A 24,878-nucleotide genomic window follows, 5' to 3' on the forward strand; every position below is an offset into this window, starting at 1 on the left:
ACCACCAGGAAAGGCAAGCGACATGACCTCCGACGCCCTCCACCTCACCCCCGAACTCGTCGAGAACCCCGTCGGCGCCTACGCCGAGCTCCGCTCCCGCCCCGGCCTCGGCCACGTCGTCCTCCCCGGTCTGAACACCCCCGTACGACTGGTCACCCGCCACGAGGACGTGAAGGCCGCACTCACCGAACCGCGGCTGGTCCGGGACAGATCGACCGTCCCCGACTCCGAAATGCCGGATCCCCAGGCCGAGTTGCTGGCCCAGGGCACAGACGGCCTCCCGCCCGAGTACGCCCAGTACCTCTCCGGACACCTGGCCCTCTTCGACGGCGACGAGCACACCCGCCGCCGGAGCCCCCTCACCCGCGCCTTCACGGCCCGCCGGGTGGCCGCGCTCCGCCCCTTCGTGGAGAGGACGGCACGAGAGCTGATCGAGGCCCTTGCCGAGCGCGAACAGGCCGATCTGCTGGCCGAGTTCGCCTACCCGCTGAGCACGGCCGTCATCTGCGCGCTCGTCGGCGTGGACGCGGCCGACCAGGACAAGGTCTGCGGCTGGATCCGCGACTTCGCGTACGGCGACGGCAGCCGCGTCCTCGAGGGGCTCGGCGGAGTCGTGGAGTACACGAAGGACCTGGTCACCCGGCGCCGTACCGAACCCGCCGACGACCTGGTCTCCGCCCTGCTCGCGGACGGCGGGATGACCGACGACGAGATCGTCACCGTCTTCTTCCTGCTGATCAACACCGGCATCACCCCGCCCGCCCTGTTCCTCGCCCACGCTCTCCTCACCCTGCTGGACCACCCCGACCAGCTGTCACGACTGCGTGCCGAGCCGGCACTGCTCGGCCGCGCGGTCCCGGAACTCCTGCGCTACGTCACGCTCGTCCGCATGGGCGCCACCCTCTACGCCACCGAGGACTTCGTGTTCGCCGGCACCCGGCTGCGGAAGGGCGAGGCGGTGACGGTCGCCCTGTTCGCCGCCGATCACGACCCGGCGGCCTACGACAACCCCGAACGCCTCGACGTGACAAGGGAGTTCGGCCGCGGCGACGGCCATCTGGCCTTCGGTCACGGCCCGCACTACTGCATCGGCGCGGCGCTCGGCCGCCTGGTGACGAGCGTGGTCCTCGAGGAGCTTCTCGTACGGCGGTCGGCGGCACCGGAGTTGGCCGTGGACCGTGCCGACGTGCGGTTCGGGCACTGGCCCGGCGACGGCTTCCACCTGCTGAGCCTGCCCGTCAGGCTGTGACCCGCACCAGGCTGAGGGCGGCTTCCCGGAGCCCCTCCGCATCCAGGGCGGCGTACGAGGACACCGCGTCCTCGTACGCCGCCTTGTCGGCGTTCTCGGCGTCCTCGCGGGCGCGGGCCGAGGACATCGTCGGCTGGAAGTTGCGCAGGGCGCGGAAGCGTTCGGCGAGGGCGGTCAGACGGGCACCGCGAACGCCGTCGCCGTCGGCCAGCGCGACCGTTCCCAGGGCGAGCAGCAGCGCCCCGCAGACCGGGAAGTCGACGGTCACGTAGTGCGGGGCGGCCGTCGGGCGGGTCAGCAGGGCGGCGAGACGTCCGGGCAGCGCGGCGGCGAGCGGGGCGAGGAGGTGGGTGCGGCCGTGCCGGGCGTGCGCGATGAGGGCGACCGACTGGAGCTCCAGCACCCAGCCCTCCATGACGAGTTCGTCGCCGAAGACCGGGCTGGAGGTGCGCTCGATCCGCTCCAGGGCCCGGCGCCACAGGCCGAGTCCCGTCTCGACGTCGCCGCGCGCGAGGGCGATCTCGCCACGGGCGCCCAGGTCGGGGGTGAAGGCGTCGGCGGCGTTGCCCTCCGGCTGGTTCCGCAGGGCCTCCTCCAGCCAGTGCTCGGCCGCGTCCAGGTCGCCGATCTGCAGGTTGGCGAGCATGAGGCCCCATCGCATGCCGATCGTGTCGCTCCACTCGCCGAGGCCCTCCAGGGTGTCCAGCGCGCGCTCCATGTGCACCAGGGCCTCGCCCCCGCGCTCGGTCTGCAGGCACAGTTCGGCGAGTCGGGAGGCCGGCCAGATCCGCAGCAGCGGGATGTCCCCGTCACCGAGCGCCTCGACCATGCGGCGGGCGGCGGCGAGGGCGAGGTCCGGCCGGTGCTCGCTCTCCCACACATAGCCGGCCACGCAGTTGGCCACGCCCGCGAGCAACGGCCTTTCGCTGTCGCAGAGTTCGGCCAGCGCGTCATGGTCCGCGAGCACCCGCGGGAAGGCGCACAGCACCGTCGCGATCGCCCGGACCAGCGTGTCCGGTTCGGCGGGCGGCAGTCGGCGCAGGGTGACCAGGGTGCGGACGGCGCCCGGTCCGACGCCCAGGAACAGGTTGGCGGTCAGCAGGGCGGCGGCGGTGCGGGTGGGCTCGACGTACTCGGGGCCGGGCCGGTAGTGGGACAGGGGCCGGGCGGTGTCCTCGGTGAGGGCGATCACCCGGGGGTAGTTGGTCTCGGTGGTCCACAGGCCGCCGAGTACGGCGGTGACCGTGGCGACGGTGTCGAGGTCCTCGCGGGCGAGCGCGAGCCGTAGTGCCTGGACGAGGTTGTCCTGCTCGGCGCGGACGAGCCGCCAGGACGCGAAGGGGTCGGTGCCGAAGGGGGCGTCGTGGTGGGCGACGCCGAACTCCCTCGCCCAGTCCAGGAATCGCCCCGTGACCGCCGCCTCCTCACCGGTCCGCTCGCGATGGGCGGCCGCGAACTCCCGTACGGTCTCCAGCATTCGGAAGCGGGTGCCGTACGGGGTGTCGGTCACCTTCAGCAGGGACTGGTCGACGAGATCCTCCAGGACCTCCAACGCCTCGATGCCGCCGACGAGTTGCTCCGCCGCCTCGGCGGTGAAGCCGTCCGGGAAGACGGACAGGGCGCGCAGGGCGGACTGCCCCGGTTCGTCGAGGAGGTTCCAGCTCCAGTCGACGACTGCGTGCAGGGTGCGGTGGCGCCGGGGTGCGTCGCGGGGGCCGCCCCGCAGGAGCGTGAACCGGTCCTCCAGGCGGCGGGCGATCTCGGCGACCGACATCACCCGTATCCGGGCGGCGGCGAGTTCGACGGCCAGCGGCAGCCCGTCGAGGCGGCGGCAGAGGGCGGCCACGGTGTCGGCGGGCAGGTCGGCGTCCGGGCGGGCGGCACGGGCGCGCTGCTCGAACAGCTCGACGGTGGTGGGGAGATCGAGCTCGGGCAGCGGGTAGACGGTCTCGGAGGAGAGGCCGAGCGGGGCACGGCTGGTGGTGAGGACGCGTACGTCCCGGGTCCGGGACACCAGTACCTGCACGAGGTCGGCGACCCCGGCCACGACCTGCTCGCAGTTGTCCAGGACGAGCAGCGCGGGTCCGGAGCCCAGCGCACCCACGATCCCGGCGACCACGTCGCCGCCCGTACCCGGCCGCAGGCTCTCGCCGACGCCCAGCGCCGAGGCGACCTCGGCGGCGACATCCGCGTCGCGGCGGACACCGGCGAGCGGCACCAGGTGCACGACCCGCAGCTCGGCGTCCCGGGCGACGGCACTCGCGAGCCGCGTCTTGCCGAGGCCGCCGGGTCCGACGACCGAGGTGACGCGGGCGCTGTGCAGCAGCCGGGTCACGGCGGCGACGTCGGCGTCCCGGCCGAGCAGCGGGTTGGGCTCGTGCGGTACGCCGCGCCGCACGACCGGCGCCTCGCCGCGCAGGAGCTCCTGGTGCAGTTCCTGGAGGGCCGGTCCCGGGTCGGTGCCGAGCTCGTCGCGCAGGCGGCGCCGATGGGTGTCGTACGTGGCCAGGGCGACGGCGGCTCCCGCGGAGGCCGACTGGCAGCGCATCAGCTCGAGCAGGAGCTCCTCGTCGCGGGAGTGCGCGGCGGCCAGTTCGGCGAGCGGGCCGACGGCCTCGTCCCGGCGGCCGGTGCGGGACAGCGCAAGCGCGCGGGAGCGGGCGAGGGCGTGGTGGGTGACGGCCCGCTCGGCGCGGAGCTCGCCGACGGGATCGCCGAGGGTGCCGGCTTCGTCGACCGCCGCGCCGTCCCACAGGGCGAGCCCCTCCTCGGCCTCGGCGAGGGCGCCCGCGTGGTCCCCGGCCCGTGACTTCTCGGCGGCCGCGGCGGCGAACAGCAGGACGGCACAGGAGTCGACCTGGTCCTCGCGCAGGGTGAGCCGATAACCCGTGGGCGTACTGGCGATGACCTCGGCGCCGAGCTGCTTGCGGGCCCGCGACACCAGGATCTGCAAGGCCTTCGTCGGGTTCTCGGGCTGCTCGTCCGGCCACAGCCCGTCGACCAGCCGCCCGGCACCGCACCCCGCCCGCAACTCCCCCGCCAGCAGCGCGAGCAGCCCGCGCAGCCGGGGCGCGGTGATCTCCTGCCCCCGGTGGGAGACGGACGACAGCAGCGTCAACTCGATGGTCACCGCGCCAGGTTAGTCAGGCGCGGGAGGCTCGGGGCCGCGCCCTCGCCAGGGGACCCGCCCGGGGCAGGCCCGGCGGGCGAGTCGACCCCGGGGGCCCAAGGGGAAAGCCCGCCGCGCGGGAAACACCGGCCGGCGCCCCGCCGCCGGGAGCCTCACGCGGCTACGTGGGGCGCCGCGGCGAACGGGAACGCAGGCGGTCGGGCGGACGCCGGCTCCCCGGCCGCGCAGGCAGTCGAGCAGACGCCGGCTCCCCGGCCGCGCAGGCAGTCGGTCACGCGGCCGCCGAAGTCTCGCCCGCGACCGGAAACCCCTCCGTCCGCAGCACATGCCCGCCGGCGTCCACGGCGAACACCTCGCAGCCCGGCAGTGAGGCGGCCCACTCGATGCCCTGCACGCCCATCGCGAAGGCCGCCGTCGCGACCGAGTCCGCCTCCGTCAGGGTGGCGGCCACGACGGTCATGCTGAGCAGTCCGGTCGCAGGCTCCCCGGTGCGGCCGTCGATGATGTGATCACCGCGCTCGTAGCGCGCGGAGGTGGCGACCGCCCCGTCGGTGAGCTCGAGGACGGTGCACAGCTTGTCGGCGTGTTCGGGGTGCCGTACGCCGACCCGCCAGGGGCCGCCGGCGGCGACCACGTCACCGCCGGCGTTCAGTACGAACCTCTTCGCGCCGGCCGCCTTCAGCAGCTCCGCGGCCCGCTGCACCGACCAGCCCTTGACCACCGCGCAGGGGTCGAGGCGCCGGCCGGGCAGCCGTACGTCGAAGGCGCCGCCCGTCGCGATCCGGTAGTGCTCGCACAGCTCGAGGATCTCGACGAGGTCGTCGCTGAGCTCATGGGCCGCCAGGTCGCCCCGGTCGTGGCGGGACACCTCGCTGTCCGGCTTGAACGGGCTGAACCGGGCGTCGACCTCGCGCAGCCACGCGAAGACCGCGTCGGCGGCCGACGCCCCGCTTTCGTCGAAGCCCTCGTCGTCGACGCGGAGCGAGACGGGGAAGCTCATGACGTGTTCGACGCGGTGCATTCCGGTCAGCCCTTCGCGTCGATCGCGGCCTGGAGGGACTCCTTGTAGCCGTCGCTCGTGATCGTCGCACCCGACACGGTGTCGATGTCGGCGCTCTGCGCCTTCAGCGTCTCCGCCACCAGCTTCGGCACCGCGGCCGTCGTCTGCGGATGGTTCGGCTGCTGGAGCATCTTCACGGCCGTGATCTCGTCGCCCGTGAAGGTCACCTGGACCTGCACGGCGCCCTTGGAGGTGTTCACGGTCGAGCCCGCCACAGTCTGCTCGGCGGCGGCGGACGAAGTGGCGGAGGCCGACGGCGAAGCCGGCGAAGAGGAGGAAGACGAGGACGACTTCGCGTTCTTGTCGATCGCCGCCTGCAGGGACTCCTTGTACGCGTCGCTGGTGATCGTCGCACCGGACACCGTGTCGATGTCCGCGCTCTGCGCCTTCAGCGTCTCCGCCACCAGCTTCGGCACCGCGGCCGTCGTCTGCGGATGGTTCGGCTGCTGGAGCAGCTTCACAGCCGTGATCTTGTCGCCGGAGAAGGTGACCTGGACCTGCACGGGGCCCTTCTCCGTCTTGATCGTCGTGCCCTTGACGACCGTGCCGGAGGAGGTTCCCGAGGAGCCCGACGAGGCGGACGCGGACGGCGTCGACGCGGGTTCGGCGGTGGACGTCGTACCGCCGATCGACGGCTCGTAGCGCCAGACCGGGACCAGGCCCGCGATGCTCAGGACGACGACAGGTATGGCTCGCTTCACGATGTTTTCCCCGTCTCCCTCATCCAGCCAGGCTGAAGCGCTCGAAGTGGGTCTGCTGCTTGGGCACGCCCAGGTCGGCCAGGCTGCGCAGCACCGCGTTCATCATCGGCGGCGGCCCGCACAGGAAGACGTCCCGGTCGGCGATGTCCGGCACCAGCCGGGCCAGCTCGCGCGGCGCCAGCCGGTCGGGGACCGGCGATCCGGTGACCAGATGCAGCTCGGCACCCTTCGCCACCGCCAGCTCGCGCAGCTCGTCGTAGAGGACGGCGTCGCGGTCGGAGGAGACGCGGTAGATGACGACCGCGTGGCCCTCGATGTCCTCCAGGATGGCCCGGATGGGGGTGACGCCGACGCCTCCGGCGATGAGCAGGGACTCCGGCTTCGTGCGGTGCAGGGTGGTGAAGGCGCCGTAGGGGCCCTCCGCGAAGACGCGTGTGCCGACCTGCACATGGCGCAGGGCGGCGCTGCCGTCGCCGGCCGCCTTGGCGGTCAGGCGCAGGGTGCGGCCGTCGGGGGCGGCGGAGAGGGAGAAGGGGTTGGCCTGCCACCAGCGGTCGCGGGTCAGGAAGCGCCACATGAAGAACTGACCGGCCTTGGCGGGCAGCTTGTCGAGGTCGCGGCCGGTGATGTAGATCGAGACGACGTTGTCGGACTCGGGGACGACCGCGGAGACACGGAACTGGTGGCGGGTGTTGCGCCACAGCGGCAGGATCAGCCGGCCCAGGACGACCGCGCCGAGGGCCACCCCCCACACGCCGTACCAGTACGTCTTCGCGGCGGACGACGAGGTGAAGGTCGTACCGACCGCGACCTGGTGCGTGAACGCGAGCACCACGGCGACGTAGGTGTACAGGTGGATGAAGTGCCAGGTCTCGTAGGCGAGGCGGCGGCGGGCGTAACGGGCCGAGACGGCGCCGACCACGATGATGATGCCGAGCGCGACGATCGCGCGCAGCACGCCCTCGGTGGTCTCGGCGAGGTCGACGAGCTCGCTGATCGGGCCGACGCCCGCGCCGTCGGCGTAGCCGAAGCTGATGAAGACGGCGTGCGCGAGCAGCGTCCACAGCAGGGCGAAGCCGGTCCAGCGGTGCCAGGAGGTCAGCCGGTCCATGCCGATGCGGCGGTCGAGCCAGGGCAGCCGGGCCACCAGCACCAGCTGGAAGGCCATGACGAGGGCGCCGTAGAGGCCGGTGAGGCGGCCGATGACGATCAGGGCGTTGGAGGCGAAGCCCGCTTCGGCGAAGAAGTAGGCGACCACGGCCGCGTTCGCGGCCAGTACGGCGTAAAGGCCCGTGCGGGCCACCACCCTGGGCCGTATCGCCGTGGGGGGCGCGGGGGGCGATTGGACGGTCGTCACGGGTCGGCAGCTCCTTGATCGGGTCCTGTGAGAACCGAGCTTGGCGGGCGGGAGCTGTCGAGAACCTGTCGGACTACTTACAAGTACTTATCGATGTGCCGGCTGTGTGCCGGACCACATGGCCTCACCAGCCATGTGACGCACTATGAGCGGGTGGAAAAAGTACGCCTCCTCGTCGTGGACGACGACCCGCCCATCGCCGATCTCGTCGCGACCGTCGCCCGCTACGAGGGCTGGGACGCGGTCACCGCGAACTCCGGTGAGGAGGCGCTGCGGCTGGCCGGCGACTTCCATCCGGACATCGTGGTGCTCGACCTGATGCTGCCGGACGTGGACGGCTTCGGCGTGCTCGACCGGCTGCGGCGCTCCGGGACGATGGTGCCCGTGGTGTTCCTCACGGCACGGGACGGCGTCGCCGACCGGGTGGCCGGGCTGACCCGGGGTGGTGACGACTACCTGGTCAAGCCGTTCGCGGTGGAGGAGCTGATGGCCCGGCTGCGCACGGTGCTGCGGCGCAGCGCCGGACCCGCGTTCCAGCGCTCGGTGCTGCGGGTGGCGGATCTGACGATGGACGAGGACACCCGCGAGGTGCGCCGCGGCGACAAGCTGCTCACGCTCACGCCCACCGAGTACGAGGTGCTGCGCTTCCTGATGCGCAAGTCGCCGACCGTGATGACCAAGGCGCAGATCCTCGACCATGTGTGGGAGTACGGCTTCGGGGGCCGCTCGAACGTGGTCGAGCTGGTCGTCAGCCGACTGCGCCGCAAGCTCGACGACACGGGCGAGCCGCTGATCCAGACGGTGCGGGGCTTCGGGTACGTCATCCGGCAGGCGGCCGAGTGATCCGCCGGCTGCTGCGGTCGTACCGCAGGCTGCGGCTGGGCACCCGGCTGGCGCTGGGGCTCGGGGCGCTGGCGCTGGTGGTGTTCGCCGTCGTCGGCACGGCCCTGACGACCTATATGCGGGACTACCTGTCGAACCAGCTCGACGACCAGCTGGGGCTCGCCCAGGTCGCGCAGTCCAAGAGCATCGCGGAGAACGGCACGCTGCAGGGCAAGAAGTACTACCGCTGGTACTACGCCGTGTACGACGTGTCGGGCGGCACCGCCGTCCTCCGCAAGCCCGAGGAGACCGGCGACCTGCCCAAGGACATCGCCCCGCTGACCTCGCTGGCCAGGGCGCAGGCCGCCACGGACACCGAGATGCTGCGCACCGCGCACCTCACCGGCGAGGGCGAGTACCGGCTGCGTGCCTGTGAGGTCGAGCCCGGGGTGGTGCTGGTCAGCGGGGCGCCGACGGACAACATCGACGACACGGTACGGCGGCTGATCACGGTCCAGGTGGTCGCGTTCGGGCTGGCGCTGCTGGCGCTGGTGGTGTTCGGCCGCCGGTTGCTGCGCCGCGGCCTGAACCCGCTGAGCGACATGGCGCACACCGCGCACGGCATCGCCTCGCACGACCTCAGCGAGACGGCGTCCCGGCTGCCGCTGCGCGCCGACAAGCGGGGTGGCGGCCCGGAGGTCGAGGACCTGCGCACCGCCTTCAACACCATGCTGGAGCACATCGACGACTCCCTCGCGGTCCGCGCGGAGGCGGAGCAGCGACTGCGCCGTTTCGTCGCGGACGCCTCGCACGAGCTCCGTACCCCGTTGATGTCCGTACGGGGCTACGCGGACCTCTTCCAGTACGCCGCCGCCAACGCCCCCGAGGAACGCGACAAGCACCTGGCCCGGCTGCGCGCCGAGGCCGCCCGCATGGGCGTGCTCCTGGACGACCTGCTGCTGCTCGCCCGCCTGGACGCGGCCGAGGTGGACGCGCCGCTGCGGCCGGCCGACACCGATCTGGTGGACCTGGTCGAGCAGGCGGCCGACGCCTTCCGTGCGAGCCACTCCGGCCACCCCCTGACGGTGACGGCGAACCCGGACATGCTGCGGCTGCGCGTCGACCCTCAGCGCATCCGCCAGGTCCTGGACAACCTGCTCACCAACGCGGCCGTGCACACACCGGTCGGCACGAAGGTGTCGGTGACGGTGTCGGCAGGCAAGGACTCCGCCTCGGTCCGGGTGGCCGACGCGGGTCCCGGCATCCCGGCCGCCGACCGCGAGCGCGTCTTCGACCGCTTCTACCGCGTGGACAAGGCCCGCAGCCGCGACCGCGGCGGCAGCGGCCTGGGCCTCGCGGTGGCCAGCTCCCTGGTCTGCGCCCACGGCGGCACGATCGAGCTGAGCAGCGAGCCCGGCGCGACGGTGTTCACGGTGTCCCTCCCCCTCGGCGCGGCAGGTCTTACGGACCGGTGACGTGCCGGGCGCGGACCGCCGGTCCGCGGGGTGTGCGGCCCTAGCGTGGGCGCATGCGCGTACTGGTCACCGGCGGTGCCGGCTTCATCGGATCCCAGGTCGTGAGGACGCTTCAGGCCCACGGACACGAGCCCGTGGTGTACGATGTCCGCGCCGACCCCGGCTCGGACGTGCGCAACCCCGTCGCCGTCCGCCGTGCGCTGACCGGCGTGGACGCCGTGTGCCACCAGGCGGCGATGGTCGGCCTGGGCGCCGGTTTCGCGGACGCGCCCGACTACGTCTCCCACAACGACCTCGGCACCGCCGTCCTGCTCACCGCCATGGCGGAGTCGGGCGTACGACGGCTCGTGCTGGCCGGGTCGATGGTGGTGTACGGGGAGGGCCGGTACGAGTGTGTGCGTCACGGCGTCGTACGACCGGGTCCGCGCGCCGTCGCCGAACTGGACGCCGGCCGCTTCGAGCCGCCGTGCCCGGTGTGCGGCGCACAGCTGTCGCCCGGTCTGGTCCGGGAGGACGCTCCGGTCGACCCGCGCAACGTCTACGCGACGACCAAGCTCGCCCAGGAACACCTGGCGGCGGCATGGGCCCGCGCGACGGGCGGCTCGGCGGTGTCGCTGCGCTACCACAACGTGTACGGGCCGGGCATGCCCCGCGACACCCCCTACGCCGGCGTCGCCTCCTTCTTCCGCTCGGCGCTGGCGCGGGGTGAGTCGCCGCGGGTCTTCGAAGACGGCCGTCAGCTCCGGGACTTCGTGCATGTACGGGACGTGGCGGCAGCCAACTCGGCTGCGCTGGAGGCCAGTTCGCGCGAGGGTGCGTTGACCGCGTACAACACCGGCAGCGGTGAACCGCACACGGTGGGCGAGATGGCACAGGCGCTGGCGTCGTCCTACGGCGGACCGGCGCCCGTCGTCACCGGCGAGTACCGCCTGGGCGACGTACGGCACATCACGGCGGACTCCTCGCGGCTGCGGGCGGAGTTGGGGTGGAAGGCGGAGGTGGGGTTCGAGGAAGGGATGCGGGAGTTCGCGGAGACCGACTGACAGATCATGCCTCTGCCCTCGGCAACATCACCTCGAACCGGCACCCGCCGGGGACGTTCCGTACGGTGGCCGTGCCCTGGTGCGCCTCCACGATCCCCCGCACGATCGCAAGCCCAAGTCCGGCCCCCGCAGGCGGAGTTCGAGCGTGCGTACCCCGCCACCCGGTGTCGAAGACGCGCGGCAGGTCCTCCTCCGGGATGCCTCCGCAGCCGTCCGTCACGGACAGGACGACACCGTCCGGCGAGCGCTCGGCGGCGATGGCGACCGTGCCGTCGGCCGGGGTGCGCCGGATCGCGTTGACCAGCAGGTTGCCCAGCACCCGGCTCATCTCCTTGCCGTCCACCTCGACCGGCACCGGCTCGACGAGGTCACCCACCAGCCGTACACCGCACTCGCGCGCCAACGGATCGGCGCCCGCGAGCGCGTCACCGACGAGGTCGTACAGCGAGATCCGGCTCGGGCTCAGCGCCAGCGCGCCGGCGTGGATGCGGGAGAGTTCGAAGAGGTCGCCGACCATGTCGTTGAGGCGTTCCACCTCCGTGCGCATCTGTCTGAGGTAGCGGTCGGGGTCGGTGGCGACGCCGTCCTCCAGGGCCTCGGACATGGCGCGCAGGCCGGCCAGCGGGGTGCGCAGGTCGTGGGAGATCCAGGCGACGAGTTCCCGCCGGGAGGACTCCAGGGCGCGTTCCCGCTCCCGGGACTCGGCGAGCTTGACGCTGGTGGCCTCCAACTCCCGGCTGAGCGCGGCGAGTTCGGCGGCCACGGGGCCCTGCGGTGACGTGAAGCCACCACCGTCGCCGAAGGAGCGGGCGGCGAGCGCGAGGGCCCGGCTGCGGGCGACGACCCACCGGCCCAGCAGCAGGGCGGTGATCAGGGAGACCGCGGCGGCCATCGCGACGACCGTCGTGACCACCTTCAGGTCGTGCGCCGACAGGAACATCGCCCGGGCGACCGCGAGCGTGCCCGCGAGCATGGCGGCGACGCCGACGGCGGCGACCACGGCGAGGTGCAGGGCGAGCGAGCGCCGCCGGATCAGCAGCAGCACACAGGCTCCGACCAGCCCGGCCGCGGCGGCGCCGAGGAAGGCGAACAGGGCGATGAGGAGGTTGTTGCGCATGCTCACGCCTCCGCTTGCGAGCCGTCGAAGCGGTAGCCGACGCCCCACACGGTCTGGATCAGCCGGGGTCTGCCCGGGTCGTCCTCGACCTTCCCCCGCAGGCGTCGCACATGGACGGTGACGGTCGACAGGTCGCCGAAGTCCCAGCCCCACACCTCGCGCATCAGGTCCTCTCGGCTGAAGACCCGCCCGGGGTGCCGCAGGAAGAAGGCGAGCAGGTCGAACTCCCGGATGGTGAGGGCGAGTTCGGCGCCGTCCTTGAGGGCGCGGCGGGCCGCCGGGTCGACGGAGAGCCCGGCCGCGCGCAGGTGGCCGGGCGGCTGGGCCGGGCGGGTGCGGCGCAGTACGGACTCGACGCGCAGGACGAGTTCGCGGGGGCTGAAGGGCTTGGTGACGTAGTCGTCGGCACCCACCTCGAGGCCGAGGATCCGGTCGTCCTCGTCACCGCGCGCGGTCAGCATGATGACCGGCACCGGCCCGCGCCCCCGCATCCGCCGGCACACCTCGAGGCCGTCCATGCCGGGCAGCATCAGGTCCAGCACGACGAGGTCGGGCCAGTGCGCGGCCGCCCGGGCGAGCGCGTCGGGGCCGTCGCCGGCCCGGTCGACGACGTATCCGGCCCGGTCGAGATATCCGGTGACGACCTCGGCGACGGTGGGGTCGTCGTCGACGACGAGCACCCGGGCGCCGGTCTGTCCGTGCTGCTGCTCCATGAGGCCAGCCTCGCACCGCGCACGCGCATACGCGGCCGACGGCCTCCGACGTCCCTGTTTCGTAAGGAGCCGAAGTCCGGTATGCCCTTTTCGCGCTCGTAGGGTGAGTGCCGTGACAACCCCTTCCGACGAAGACGTATCCAACGAAAGAGAGCTGGTCACGGCGTCCGTGGACGTCGTGCTCCCCTGTCTCGACGAGGCCGGTGCCCTGCCCTGGGTCCTGAGCCGCATCCCGTCCGGCTGGCGCGCGCTCGTGGTCGACAACGGCTCCGTGGACGGCTCGGCGGACATCGCCCGGGCCCTCGGCGCGACCGTCGTTCAGGAGGAGCGGCGCGGCTTCGGTGCCGCCTGCCACACCGGCCTGGCCGCCGCCACGGCCGACATCGTCTGCTTCTGCGACTGCGACGCCTCGCTCGACCCCGGCGACCTGGTGCCCTTCGTGCACCGGATCCTGGCCGGCGAGTCCGATCTGATGCTCGGCCGACGGCGCCCCCAGTCCCGTACCGCCTGGCCCGCGCACGCCCGCGCCGGCAACCTCGCCCTCTCCCGCCTCCTCCGCCGCCGCACCGGCCTGCGGCTGCACGACCTCGGCCCCCTGCGCGCCGCCCGCCGCGAGCCGCTGCTCGCCCTCGGCCTCACGGATCGCCGCAGCGGCTACCCCCTGCAGATGGTCGTCCGCGCCGCCGACGCGGGCTGGCGCATCGCCGAGTCCGACGTCCCGTACCGCCCGCGCACCGGCGCCTCCAAGGTGACCGGCACCTGGCGCGGCACCTGGCAGGCGGTGCGGGACATGAGCCGCGTACTGGCCGAGCCGCCGGTCCAGGAAGGAGCCCGCCCGTGACCACCACCCTGCTGGTCATCGCCAAGGAGCCGCTGCCCGGGCGGGTCAAGACCCGGCTGACGCCGCCGTTCACGCCGGAGGAGGCCGCCGAGCTGGCGGAGGCGTCCCTCGCGGACACCCTGGACGCGGTCGCGCGCACCCCGGCCGGCCGCCGGGTCCTGGTCCTGGAGGGCGAGCCGGGCCCCTGGCTGCCGACCGGTTTCGAGGTCGTACGGCAGTGCGCGGGCGGCCTGGACGAACGGCTGGCCGCCGCCTTCGCGCATTGCGACGGCCCGGCCCTCCTCATCGGCATGGACACCCCCCAGGTCACCCCCGACCTCCTCACCATCGACTTCGACGGCTGCGACGCGTACTTCGGCCCCGCGGAGGACGGCGGCTTCTGGGCGCTGGGCCTGGCGGCCCCGGACCCGGGGTTGTTGCGCGGCGTCCCGATGTCGACACCCCACACGGGCGCCGCCCAGCGCGCCCGGCTGGCGGGGCTACGGGTACGGGACCTGCCCCGACTGCGGGACGTCGACACGGCGTACGACGCCGAACTGGTCGCGAAGACGGCACCCGAGGGCCGCTTCGCGGCCCGCCTTGCACACCTGACGACGGCACGCCGGTGAGCGGCACGCAGCAGACGGCGACGCGGATCGGACGACAGCCGGCTGCTCCGTCGGACACCGGCACCTGGTCCGCCGACCCCTACACCCACGCCCTGCGCACCGGCCGGGGCCCCCTGTTCCTGCGCCGTGCCGACGGATGGCTGCTCCCGCTGGAAGTGGAGCGGTGGTGCGCAGCGGCCGACGCCGCCGACCTGGAGGTGCTACGCCGCTGCGAGGGCGCGGTACTCGACGTCGGCTGCGGGCCAGGCCGCCTGGTAGCGGCGCTGACCAGATCGCCCCATGGCCATGACGGCGCCGCAGAGGACCGACGACGTACAGAGCCGTTTCCAGCAGCGCGCTCAGCGCTCGGTATCGACGTCAGCGAAGCTGCCGTCACCCGCGCCATCGCCCTCGGCGGCCACGCCCTGCGCCGCTCCGTCTTCGAACCGCTCCCCGCCGAGGGCCGCTGGGGCACCGCCCTCCTGATCGACGGCAACATCGGCATCGGCGGCGACCCGCAGGCTCTGCTCGCCAGGATGTCCCAACTCCTCGCCCCGGGCGGCCTGTTGATCGCCGAGACCGCCCCCGAGCCGGACATCGACGAGCGGGTCCAGGTGCACGTCACCGACGCACGAGGGGCCCAGGGCAGCCCGTTTCCCTGGGCCCGGCTCGGCACATCCGCCCTGCTGCGGCACGCGAACCGCTGGCGTGCCGTCGATCAGTGGACGACCGGCGGCCGCTGCTTCGTCGCCCTGCGCAGCCGCAGCACGAGCAGCACCGCCGAGCCGCCGAACAGCACTGCGGTCACGAGCAGCCAGCGGGCGAGGAAACCGTCCGTGGACAGGGCGGTGGCGGAGGCGTAACGCCCGGCCACCCGCCCGCCGATCAGCGGGAACCACACGAGCAGCAGCAGCCCGGACAGGGCGGCGGGCACACGGACGTACATCACCAGGCCCCGGTGCCGGCCCGCCGCCTTCACCAGGGCCCGGTCCGCCGCCGCGTACAACGGCAGCAGCACCAGGTCGTGCAGCAGAGCCGCCCCCACGAACCACAGCGCGACCCCGAACCAGTCCCCCGCGAGCAGTTGCACTCCCGCATAGGCGGCGAGCGCGAACGAGCAAGCGAGCAGCAGGAGTTGAAGCGGGCTGCCGATGACGATCCCGGTCCGCATCACAGGTCTCCGAACGTCATCCGCGCCACCCACTTGGTGTTGAGCACACCGGGTGCCGCGGGCACGATGACCCGGGCCGGGTGGCCGTGGTCGGGGGTCAGCTCCTCGCCGTTGACGAAGAGGGCGAGCAGGGAACGCGGGTCGGCGACCTGGTTGGCGCGCAGGGCGGCCCGGCGGAAGGCGCCGTGGCGTTGCAGCGACTCGACGAAGAGGTCCGGCGGATCGCCGTCGTACCCGACGAGCGCCGCGAGGTCCCGCAGCCGTACACCTCTCCACCACTGGTCGGAGGTCGACCAGCCCTCGACGCAGGCGATCGGCAACGCCGAGCTGTGCAGGGGCAGTTGAAGCAGCTCGGCTCGGCTCAGCCGCACGGTCCGGCCCGGCCCCTTCACCACCAGCCGCCAAGCTTCCTCGCCGGTCTCGGCCGGCCGGATCCCGGCGTACGCGGCGGTCTTGTTGATCTGGAAGCCGCCGGGACCGGTTCCGGGGTCGCGACGGCCGTGCGGGGCGAAGAGCGCGGTCCAGCGCAGTCCGTCGAAGTTCTGGCCGACCGTCGTGCCGAACAGCAGCAGGGAACCGCCCCCGACCAGCCCGAGGGCACCGCGCCGGGAAACGGTGGGCGGATCGGGATCGGGAGACACCAACTCACCTGGCTCCTCACGCAGTTGACGCAGATTACGCAGGGCCATGGGCGTCTTCAGCACCGCGTGCGCGACGAAGGCGGCGAAGAACACCCAGGCGCCGTAGAAGTGCAGCGGGTAGAAGGAGCCGGGGAAGACGTAGTCGAGCTGGACGTTCAGGATGCCGGTGACGAACTCGAACAGGCCGCCGCCGACCAGCAGCAGGAGCGAGATCCGCTCCAGGGCGTGCGCGAGGGAGCGGGCGGGCGGCAGGGTGAACAGCTTCGGCACGACCGACCACAGCTTGGCCAGCAGGACGGGCACGAGGGTGATCCCGAGCGTGACGTGGGTGCCCTGGGTGAGCCGGTACAGCCAGTGCGGGTCGGTGGGCCAGGAGAAGAGGTAGAAGCCGAGGACGCCCTTGTCCGGGGTCTTGTCGTTCACCGGCGACAGGTCCGGGTTGTAGGCGGCGTAGGACAGCAGTCCCGTCACGAACAGCACGGTGATTCCGCCGAGCAGGACGACGCCGAGCACGGAGGTGAACCAGGGGCCGCGCAGGGGGCTGCGCCAGAAGGAGGGCGAGAAGGGGGTCCGTCGCATGCCCCGACCGTAGGTCCGAACCGCCCCCGGAACGGGTTCGCGAACCATGACGAAAGTCTGACGTCCTCGCATGTCAGCCGTCCGGAGGAGACGCGGCGACCTAGCGTTTCCGCGTGAACCGCGACCTCCTGCGTGACCTCTACGCGGCCGCGGCCGCCGCGCTGCTCGTCGTGGCGGCCGTCCTGATCGGCACCGGCATCGAGCACCGCGACGGCACCCTGCGCGTGGGCCGGCCTCCGCTGCTGGCGACTTGGGACCCGCACATCGGCCCCGGCACTCCCGCCGCGATCGCCGTCGCGGCCGCAGTGGTGGCCTACGGCCCGCTCCTCGCCGCCCGCCTGCCCTGGCGCCCTCTGCTGCTCGCGACCTGGGCCACGGCGCTGGCCTGGACCTGGTCCCTCGCCCTGGTCGACGGCTGGTACCGGGGCATCGCCGAGCAGCTGACCACCCGCAACGAGTACCTCCGGGTCGTCGACCGCTTCCACGACATCCCCGGCACCCTGCGGGACTTCAACCACCACATCCTGATCGACTCCCCCGCCAACTGGCCCGCGCACGTCGCCGGCCATCCCCCGGGGGCCACCCTCGCCTTCGTCCTCCTCGACCGCATCGGACTGACCGGCGGCGGCTGGGCGGGCACCTTCGTGATCACCGTCGGCACCACGGCGACGGTCGCGGTCCTGGTCGCCGTACGAACACTCGCCGACGAGCAACTGGCCCGCCGCGCGGCCCCCTTCCTGGTCCTGGCCCCGGCGGCGGTGTGGGTGGGAACCTCGGCCGACGGCTACTTCGCGGCGGCCGCCGCCTGGGCGATCGCGTTCCTGGCGCTCGCGGTGACGGGCCACCACCCGCGACGGACCGGCTTCGCCGCGGGCCTCCTGCTCGGCCTGACCGCCTACCTCTCCTACGGCCTCACCCTCTTCGCCCTGATCGCCGCCGCCGTCCTCCTGCTGGGCACCCGCCCCGCCCCTCCCCTGCCCTTCCTCCTCGCCGGACTCGCCGTAGTCCCGGCCGCATTCACAGCCCTGGGTTTCAACTGGTGGGAGGCGTACCGCCTGCTGGTCACCCGCTACTACCAGGGCGCGGGCGGCGTCCGGCCGTACGGCTACTGGGTGTGGGCGAACCTGGCCTGCACGGTGTTCATCGTCGGCCCGGCGACGGCGGCCGGCCTGCGCCGCACCGGCACGACCCTCGCGAGCCGCGCCCCGGCATCCGCCTTCCGCCTCGCCGTCCTCGTGACCGCCGCCCTGCTCGCCCTCCTCGTCGCAGACGTGTCCGGCATGAGCAAGGCGGAGACGGAACGCATCTGGCTCCCGTTCGCGATGTGGCTCCTGCCGAGCTGCGCGTTCCTGACGGGGGTGCGCGGTTGGCTGGCCGCACAGGCAGCCCTTGCCCTGCTCGTCAACCACCTGTTGCTGACGGGCTGGTGACGGCCGTTCAGGAACTCGGCGGAAGCGGCTGCTCCGTCCAGATCACCTTCCCGTACGGCGTGTACCGCGTCCCCCAGCGCTCGGTGAGCTGGGCGACCAGGAACAGGCCGCGGCCGCCCTCGTCCTCCGTGCGGGCTCGGCGCAGGCGGGGGGAGGTGCTGCTGCCGTCGGAGACCTCGCAGATCAGGGCGCGGTCGCGCAGGAGGCGCAGCTGGACGGGGCCGGTGGCGTGACGGATGGCGTTGGTGACGAGTTCGCTGGCGACCAGTTCGGTGGTGAAGGCGAGGTCGTCCAGGCCCCAGGCGGACAGTTGCCCGGTGACCGCGGTGCGGGCCCGGGAGACGACCGCCGGGTCGCTGGGCAGGTCCCACTGGGCGACCCGTTCCGGGCCGAGGACGTGCGTACGGGCGACGAGCAGGGCCACGTCGTCGCTCGGCCGGGACGGCAGCAGCGCGTCGAGGACCGCCTCGCAGGTGTCCTCGGGCGGGCGGCCGGGCACGGCCAGGACGGTGCGGAGCCGGTCCAGGCCGGAGTCGATGTCGCGCAGCCGGTCCTCGACCAACCCGTCGGTGTAGAGCACCAGTTGGCTGCCTTCGGCGAGTTCCAGCTCGACGGTCTCGAAGGGCACTCCGCCGAGGCCGAGGGGCGGTCCGGAGGGCAGGTCGACGAACTCGACGGTGCCGTCCGGCGCGACGACCGCGGGCAGGGGGTGCCCGGCGCGGGTGAGGGTGCAGCGCCGGGACACCGGATCGTAGACGGCGTAGAGACAGGTCGCCCCGACTATGCCGGAGTCGGCCTGGGTGCTCTCCACCGCCCAGCCCTCGCCCCGGTCGAGCCGTCCGACCAGGTCGTCGAGGTGGGTGAGGAGGTCGTCCGGAGGAAGGTCCAGGGAGCAGAAGTTGTGCACCGCCGTGCGCAGTCGGCCCATGGTCGCGGCCGCGTGCAGGCCGTGGCCCACGACGTCGCCGACGACCAGCGCGACCCGGGCGCCGGACAGCGGGATCACGTCGAACCAGTCGCCGCCGACGCCCGCCTGCGCGGGCAGGTAGCGGTAGGCGGCCTCGACGGCGCTCTGCTCGGGGCGGCCCTTGGGCAGCAGGCTGCGCTGCAGGGCGAGGGCCGTGTTGTGCTCGCGGGTGTAGCGGCGGGCGTTGTCGATGCAGATCGCCGCGCGGCCGACCAGTTCCTGGGCGAGGGAGAGGTCGTCGTCCTCGAAGGCGGCGGGCCGCTCGGAGCGGTAGAAGCTGACCACGCCGAGCGTGGTGCCGCGGGCCCGCAGCGGCACGGTGATCAGGGAGTGGACGCCCGCCGCGAGCACTCGTTCCATCCGCTCGGGGTCCTGTGCGAGCCAGCCGCCCGCCTCGGCCAGGACGGGTTCCATGACGGACTGCGTGATCTCCAGGCTGCGGGCCTGCGGCGTGGACGGGACGTACTCGATGGTGTCGCCGACGTCGTACAGATTGGCGGGCTGCTTGCGTACGGCACGCATGGCCACCCGGCGCAGCGCGGTCCCGCCGCCGAGCGTCTCCGGCTCCTCGCCGCGCAGCACCGCGTCCGGCAGGTCCACGGCGGCGAAGTCGGCGAACCGCGGCACGGCCACCTCGGCCAGCTCCTCCGCGGTCCGGGTGACGTCGAGCGTGGTCCCGATCCGCACTCCTGCGTCGTGCAGCAACTCCAGCCGCCTGCGTGCCAGTACGGCCAGCCGGCCCACCCCGGGCTCCCCGACGAGCAGCAGCCGGCTCTCGGCACCGCCGAGGATGTCGCCGACGGTTTCGGCGGACTGCGGCGCCGACAGCGGAGTGGGAGGCGGTGGCGGTACGACGGTTCGTACGACGACGGGCGGTGTGGTGGTCGGGGCCGCGGGTGCTGCCGGGGTCGCGGGTGCTGCGCGGGTCGCCACCGGCACCGGCCCGGCGACCGGTGGCGACGTCGTCAGCTGGAGGTCGCTGAGCCGTGGCCCGCCGAGAATGCGTGCCTCGACCGCCGCGCCCGTCTCCCCCGTCGCCCCCATGACCTGACGGCGCAGCAGCGTGGCGAAGCGGCCGCCGGACAGCGCGACCTCGTCGAGGGTGCGGTTCGGGGAGGCGATGAGTTCCTCGGCGCGCTCGCGCAGCACCGCCAGATCGATACGGCCGAGCTCGTCGCCGTCGCTCCCGTCGCCGTGGCCCGGCGCCGGCCGGCCGGACCGCCGGTACGCGGCGAGCAGCGCCTGCTCCCGCTGCGTGGCCTGGTCCAGCAGCCGGGCCTCGATGTGCCGTGCGGCCTCGCGGACCATGCGCAGCATGGTGGGATCGCCGTCGTCGCGCAGACAGGTGAGGTCGAGAACGGCCTCGATGCGTCCGCTGAGGGGGTCGCGGACCGGGGCGCCCGCGCAGGCGAAGGGCTGCAGACAGTCGGCGAAGTGCTCACGCCCGACCACATAGATGGGGCCGCGCTCGGCGAGCGCGGTGCCCACGCCGTTGGTGCCGACCACCGGTTCGGAGGCGTCGTAGCCCGGGGCGAAGTTCACCTCGTCGAGCCGGTGGCGCAACTGCGGGTCGCCACCGAGCCGCTGCACCATGCGCCCCTGTGCGTCGCACAGCGCGATCGCCATTCCCACCTCGGCCAGCGAGGCGGTCAGCCGCTCGAGCACCGGATCGGCCGCGCGCAGGAACCGTTCGTCCAGGGTCAGATCCGGCGCGTAGGGGACCAGCAGCTGGTGCGGTTCGAGCCCCGCGGAGCGGCAGCGCTTCCAGGACTCCAGCACCGAGCCCCGGACGTCCGCCTCGACTCGCGCACCGGCCAGAAAACGTTCATGGGCATCGACGAGCCCGCCGATGTCGTCCCAGGCGACGGACAACGAGATCACTTCCCTTGCCCGGAGCCGAGCCTCCGGGCGGTTTCACCCTAGACCCGCTGTGACCCACACCACAACATCGAACACTTGTGGGGCAACATCCCGTCGCAGCCCCCTTCTCGGCCCCGCCCCGCGCCCGTCGCACGACCCTTCCCAAAGATCCCGGCGAGGATCTATGTTACCGGTAACATTGCATCCCTCGGCCGTCCGGAGAAGCCCCGATGACCCGACCGCACCACCTGCGCGTCCCCGTCCCCTCCGCACCCCCGCTGACCGGCCATCTCCCCTTCGCCGACGCCCCCGGCGTCCCCGACCCGATCGAGGTGACGAGCCGCTGGCTGACCCGCGGCGGCCGCCCCTGGTTCCCGGTCTCCGGCGAGTTCCACTACTCGCGCCACCCGGCCGCCGCATGGCCGGAGGAGCTGCTGAAGATGAAGGCGGCCGGAGTGACGGCGGTCGCGAGCTACGTCATCTGGATCCACCACGAGGAGGTCGAGGGCCGCATTCGCTTCGACGGCGACCGCGACCTGCGCCGCTTCGCCGAACTCTGCGCCCGCCACGGCCTGGACTTCATCCCCCGCATCGGCCCCTGGTCCCACGCGGAGGTCCGAAACGGCGGCCTCCCCGACTGGCTGCTCGCCCGGGACTGCACGCCCCGCACCGACGACCCGGCCTACCTGGAGCCCGTACGCACCTGGTTCACGGCGATCGCCGAGCAGTTGCGCGGCCTCGACCGGGCGCACGGCGGCCCGATCGTCGCCGTCCAGATCGAGAACGAGCTCTACGACCAGCCCGGCCACCTCCTCACCCTCAAGCGCATGGCGCAGGAGGCCGGCCTGAGCGCGCCCCTGTGGACGTCGACGGCCTGGGGCGGAGTCCACCTCCCGCCCGACGAACTGCTTCCGCTCTACGGCGGCTACACCGAGACCTTCTGGACCGAGGCGGACGGCGGCTGGCCCGACACCTGCCGCAAACACTTCTTCTTCACCCACCAGCGCGACGACGAGGGCATCGGCGCCGACCTGCGCCCGACCACCGTCCGGGGCGGCGACCCGGACGCCTTCGCGGACCGGTTCCCGTGGGCCACCTGCGAGTTGGGCGGCGGCATGATGGTCTCCTACCACCGCAGGCCGCGCGTGGACGCCGCCGACATCGGGGCGCTCGGCCTCACGAAGATCGGCTGCGGCTCGGTGTGGCAGGGCTACTACATGTTCCACGGCGGCACGAACCCGCCCGGCGAGCTGACCACCCTCCAGGAGTCCCACGCCACCGGCTACCCGAACGACCTGCCGGTCCTGACCTACGACTTCCAGGCACCGCTCGGCGAGCACGGCCAGTACCGGCCCTCGTACCACGAACTCCGGCTCCAGCACATGCTGTTGGCGGAGTACGGCCATCGGATCGCGCCCATGGAGTCGGTCCTGCCGGAGCGCCGGCCGACCGGGCAGGACGACCGCGACACCCTGCGCTGGGCCGTGCGCGCCGACGCCGCCTCGGGCTTCCTGTTCGTCAACAACCACCAGCCGCACGAGCCGCTGCCGGACCACCCGGACACCTCCTTCACCGTCGAACTCCCGGGCGTGGACCTGGCATTGACGCTGCCGAGCACACCGGTCACCGTCCCGCAGGGTGCCTACTTCTGCTGGCCGCTGCGGCTCGATGTCGCCGGTCTGCGGCTGGAGTGGGCCACCGCGCAGCCCGTGTGCACCGTGGATGTCGACGGCCGTACGGTCCTGGTGCTGGCCGCCACCGACGGCATCGCACCCGAACTCGCCCTGGACGCCGACACGTTGACGTCCGTGACCGCGCCCTCCGGGACTGTCGCCCACGTCGACGGACGGGTCCTGGTCACCGGCCTGCGCCCCGGCACCGACGCACTGGTGGAGGTGGACACCGCGGACGGCGGCCGGGCCGGTCTGCTGGTGCTGGACGCGGCGACGGCGCGCACCCTGTACCGGGGTGTGGCCTGGGGCGCCGAGCGGCTGGTGCTGTGCGCGGACGGTGTCGTCTTCGACGAGGAGGCGGACGAGCTGCGGGTGCACAGCCGCGCCGGCCGACCGTCGTTCGCGGTGCTGCCCGCTCCGGAGCGGGCACCGGCGGCGGCAGTGCGGGAGGCGGCCGACGGGGTGTTCACGCGCTACCGGGTGGAGGCCGGCGAGACCCGCGAGCTCCCGGAGGTGCCCCTCACCCTGACGCGGCCGGCCGGCGCACCGCCCGCGACCGTGACGGGCGTACTGGACCGGGCGAGCGCGCCTGCGGACAAGCACTTCGACACCACGGCGGCGGAGTACCGCGTGGACGTACCGGAGGACCTCCCGTCGGGGACGCTCCTGCGGATCCGCTGGACCGGCGACGTGGCCCGCGCATACGCGGGAGACACCCTGGTCGCCGACCAGTTCTACTCGGGACGGGTCTGGGACATCGGCCTCGACCGACTGCCGCCCGGCCCGCTGCACCTACGGCTGCTCCCGCTCGCCACCGACGCTCCGGTGTACGTACCGGACCGGGCACGCGGGGGCACGGGGACGGCCGCGGTTGTGGGGGCCGAGTGGGTCGCCGTACGGACGTGGGCGGTACGGGAGAGCTGAAGCGCCGGCCGAGGTCGCGGGGGTCGAGTAGGTCGCCGTACGGACGCGGACGGTACGGGAGGGCTGAAGCGCCGGCCGCGTTCGCGGGGCACGAATAGGTCGCCGCACGCACGCGGGCGGTACGGGAGGGCCGAGGCACCGACCGCGGTCGCCAGGGCCGAGTAGGTCGCCGCACGGACATGGCCGGCGCGGGAAGGCCGAGGCACCGACCGCGGTCGCCAGGGCCGGCGAGTTGCCGTACGGACATGGCCGGCGCGGGAGGCGCCGGCCGCGGGCGGGGCGACGGCCCGGGCACTCGACCTCGGGGCCCGGCCCGCGGCTCCGGCTCCCGGCTCCCGGCTCCCGGCTCCCGGCTCCCGGCTCCCGGCTCCCGGCTCCCGGCCTATGCTGTGGGCCCCGCCCGCCGAACACGATCCGCCGAGGAAAGCGCCGCCATGACCCCCAGCTCCGCCGACGGCCCCGCCCCCAAGGCGCGTCGCCGGCGGAACTTCGCCGGAGCGCGTCCCGTGATGGATGACGTGGCCCGGCTGGCCGGTGTCTCGAAGCAGACCGTCTCCCGGGTGCTGAACGACCATCCGTCCGTGCGGCCCGAGACGCGGGAGGCGGTCACGGCGGCCATGAGTTCCCTCGGTTACCGCCCCAGCCGTAGCGCGCGCTCGCTGGCCAGCGGCCGTACCCGGATGCTCGGCGTCATCTCCTTCGACGCCGCCCGCTACGGACCTGCCTCCGTCCTCACGGCGATCAACACCGCGGCGCAGGAAGCCGGTTACCTGGTGAGCTCCATCGCCCTGGACACGGCCGACCGGGAGACCGTCGTCCGGGCCGTGGACCGCCTGTCGGCCGAGGGCGCGGACGGCGTCATCGCGATCGCCCCGCAGCGATGGGTGGGCCGGGCGCTCGCGGAGGCCCGGCTCGACACCCCGCTGGTGGTACTGGAGAACGACGTCGCAGGCGGCGCCTCGGTCGTCACCGCCGACTCGCGCACCGGCGCCCGCAAGGCCACCGAGCACCTGCTGAGCCTGGGCCACCACACCGTCCACCACATCGCGGGCCCGCGCGGCTGGACCTCCGCCGACCAGCGCGTGGCGAGCTGGCGCGAGACCCTGACGAGGGCGGGCGCCGAAGTCCCCGAACCCCTCTTCGGCGACTGGAGCGCGGACTCCGGCCACGAACTCGGCCGCCGACTCGCCGAACGCCCCGACGTCACGGCGGTGTTCGCCTCCAACGACCAGATGGCACTTGGCGTCCTGCACGCCCTCCACGAGGCCGGCCGCTCCGTCCCCGCCGACGTCAGCGTGGTCGGCTACGACGACATCCCCGAGGCCGCGCACCTCCTGCCGCCGCTCACCACGGTCCGCACGGACTTCACCGAGATCGGCACCCGCTCCCTGCGCCTCCTGCTCAACCGCGTGGAGGGCGACACCGAGCCGGTACCGGTCGAGCCGCTCGTCCCCGTGGAACTGGTCGTGCGCCGCAGCAGCGGGCCTGCGCCCCAATAGCTCTCATCAGCTCTTCAACAACTCCCGCGGACTTCCGCA

18 protein-coding genes are annotated in these 24,878 nt (G+C 73.2%); 10 read left to right on the forward strand and 8 right to left on the reverse strand.

The genetic code is table 11. From position 1 onward, the window contains the following. The first annotated feature begins 22 nt into the window (after positions 1-22). Complete coding sequence (locus ACFY1L_RS15320; RefSeq protein WP_388823432.1) at positions 23-1,249, forward strand: cytochrome P450; 1,227 nt, start codon at positions 23-25, stop codon at positions 1,247-1,249. On the opposite strand, the gene ACFY1L_RS15325 is transcribed toward ACFY1L_RS15320, so the two are convergent. The 4 genes from ACFY1L_RS15325 to ACFY1L_RS15340 form a co-directional block, all read right to left on the reverse strand. Next, the gene (locus tag ACFY1L_RS15325) at positions 1,239-4,379 is read right to left on the reverse strand and encodes an ATP-binding protein (RefSeq protein WP_388823434.1); all 3,141 of its coding nucleotides are present in this window, start codon (positions 4,377-4,379) and stop codon (positions 1,239-1,241) included. The two genes, ACFY1L_RS15320 and ACFY1L_RS15325, sit on opposite strands and share 11 nt — an antisense overlap. A gap of 271 nt (positions 4,380-4,650) precedes the next feature. Next, entirely contained in the window at positions 4,651-5,400 is a 750-nt protein-coding gene (locus ACFY1L_RS15330; RefSeq protein ID WP_388823436.1) for an FAD:protein FMN transferase, read from the reverse strand. A 5-nt stretch (positions 5,401-5,405) separates the two neighbouring features. Beyond that, positions 5,406-6,140 (reverse strand): FMN-binding protein, encoded by a 735-nt coding sequence (locus tag ACFY1L_RS15335; protein WP_388823438.1) that lies wholly within the window; start codon positions 6,138-6,140, stop codon positions 5,406-5,408. Between the two features lie 19 nt (positions 6,141-6,159). Further along, positions 6,160-7,497, reverse strand: a complete 1,338-nt coding sequence (locus tag ACFY1L_RS15340; RefSeq protein WP_388823440.1) for a ferric reductase-like transmembrane domain-containing protein — start codon at positions 7,495-7,497, stop codon at positions 6,160-6,162. Between the two features lie 153 nt (positions 7,498-7,650). Here ACFY1L_RS15340 and ACFY1L_RS15345 point away from each other — a divergent pair, with 153 nt between their 5' ends. Genes ACFY1L_RS15345 through ACFY1L_RS15355 form a run of 3 tightly spaced genes read left to right on the forward strand, consistent with a single transcriptional unit; the run spans position 7,651 to position 10,837 of the window. After that, positions 7,651-8,340: a response regulator transcription factor gene (locus tag ACFY1L_RS15345; RefSeq protein WP_388823442.1), complete on the forward strand. Its 690-nt coding sequence runs from the start codon at positions 7,651-7,653 to the stop codon at positions 8,338-8,340. Beyond that, positions 8,337-9,794, forward strand: coding sequence for a sensor histidine kinase (locus ACFY1L_RS15350; RefSeq protein ID WP_388823444.1), 1,458 nt, complete (start codon positions 8,337-8,339; stop codon positions 9,792-9,794). The genes ACFY1L_RS15345 and ACFY1L_RS15350 overlap by 4 nt, the downstream gene beginning before the upstream one ends. A gap of 53 nt (positions 9,795-9,847) precedes the next feature. Further along, the gene (locus tag ACFY1L_RS15355) at positions 9,848-10,837 is read left to right on the forward strand and encodes an NAD-dependent epimerase/dehydratase family protein (protein ID WP_388823446.1); all 990 of its coding nucleotides are present in this window, start codon (positions 9,848-9,850) and stop codon (positions 10,835-10,837) included. A gap of 4 nt (positions 10,838-10,841) precedes the next feature. On the opposite strand, the gene ACFY1L_RS15360 is transcribed toward ACFY1L_RS15355, so the two are convergent. After that, positions 10,842-11,954: a sensor histidine kinase gene (locus ACFY1L_RS15360; RefSeq protein ID WP_388823448.1), complete on the reverse strand. Its 1,113-nt coding sequence runs from the start codon at positions 11,952-11,954 to the stop codon at positions 10,842-10,844. A 2-nt stretch (positions 11,955-11,956) separates the two neighbouring features. Beyond that, entirely contained in the window at positions 11,957-12,667 is a 711-nt protein-coding gene (locus ACFY1L_RS15365; RefSeq protein ID WP_388823450.1) for a response regulator transcription factor, read from the reverse strand. 112 nt (positions 12,668-12,779) lie between these two features. Between ACFY1L_RS15365 and ACFY1L_RS15370 the strand changes: the two genes are divergently transcribed. Genes ACFY1L_RS15370 through ACFY1L_RS15380 form a run of 3 tightly spaced genes read left to right on the forward strand, consistent with a single transcriptional unit; the run spans position 12,780 to position 14,958 of the window. Then, a complete protein-coding gene (locus ACFY1L_RS15370; protein ID WP_388823452.1) occupies positions 12,780-13,508 on the forward strand; it encodes a glycosyltransferase family 2 protein in 729 nt (242 codons plus the stop codon). Beyond that, the gene (locus ACFY1L_RS15375; protein WP_388823454.1) at positions 13,505-14,116 is read left to right on the forward strand and encodes a DUF2064 domain-containing protein; all 612 of its coding nucleotides are present in this window, start codon (positions 13,505-13,507) and stop codon (positions 14,114-14,116) included. Before ACFY1L_RS15370 ends, ACFY1L_RS15375 begins: the two co-directional genes overlap by 4 nt. Next, positions 14,113-14,958: a class I SAM-dependent methyltransferase gene (locus ACFY1L_RS15380; RefSeq protein ID WP_388823456.1), complete on the forward strand. Its 846-nt coding sequence runs from the start codon at positions 14,113-14,115 to the stop codon at positions 14,956-14,958. Before ACFY1L_RS15375 ends, ACFY1L_RS15380 begins: the two co-directional genes overlap by 4 nt. 307 nt (positions 14,959-15,265) lie before the next feature. Here ACFY1L_RS15380 and ACFY1L_RS15385 read toward each other — a convergent pair whose 3' ends face one another. Further along, positions 15,266-16,486, reverse strand: coding sequence for a molybdopterin-dependent oxidoreductase (locus tag ACFY1L_RS15385; RefSeq protein ID WP_388823458.1), 1,221 nt, complete (start codon positions 16,484-16,486; stop codon positions 15,266-15,268). A gap of 113 nt (positions 16,487-16,599) precedes the next feature. Between ACFY1L_RS15385 and ACFY1L_RS15390 the strand changes: the two genes are divergently transcribed. Then, positions 16,600-17,916: a hypothetical protein gene (locus tag ACFY1L_RS15390; protein WP_388823460.1), complete on the forward strand. Its 1,317-nt coding sequence runs from the start codon at positions 16,600-16,602 to the stop codon at positions 17,914-17,916. Positions 17,917-17,923: 7 nt separating this feature from the next. On the opposite strand, the gene ACFY1L_RS15395 is transcribed toward ACFY1L_RS15390, so the two are convergent. Beyond that, positions 17,924-20,764 carry a SpoIIE family protein phosphatase gene (locus ACFY1L_RS15395; RefSeq protein WP_388823462.1) on the reverse strand — a complete coding sequence of 947 codons (2,841 nt, stop codon included), beginning with the start codon at positions 20,762-20,764 and terminating at the stop codon, positions 17,924-17,926. Between the two features lie 209 nt (positions 20,765-20,973). Here ACFY1L_RS15395 and ACFY1L_RS15400 point away from each other — a divergent pair, with 209 nt between their 5' ends. Together ACFY1L_RS15400 and ACFY1L_RS15405 are read left to right on the forward strand one after the other, a co-directional pair. Next, complete coding sequence (locus ACFY1L_RS15400; protein ID WP_388823464.1) at positions 20,974-23,340, forward strand: beta-galactosidase; 2,367 nt, start codon at positions 20,974-20,976, stop codon at positions 23,338-23,340. A gap of 434 nt (positions 23,341-23,774) precedes the next feature. Then, positions 23,775-24,839, forward strand: a complete 1,065-nt coding sequence (locus tag ACFY1L_RS15405) for a LacI family DNA-binding transcriptional regulator (RefSeq protein WP_388823466.1) — start codon at positions 23,775-23,777, stop codon at positions 24,837-24,839. Positions 24,840-24,878 lie beyond the last annotated feature (39 nt).

Origin of the sequence: Streptomyces sp. NPDC001663, from assembly GCF_042893105.1 — a bacterium.
Taxonomy (GTDB): Bacteria; Actinomycetota; Actinomycetes; order Streptomycetales; family Streptomycetaceae; genus Streptomyces.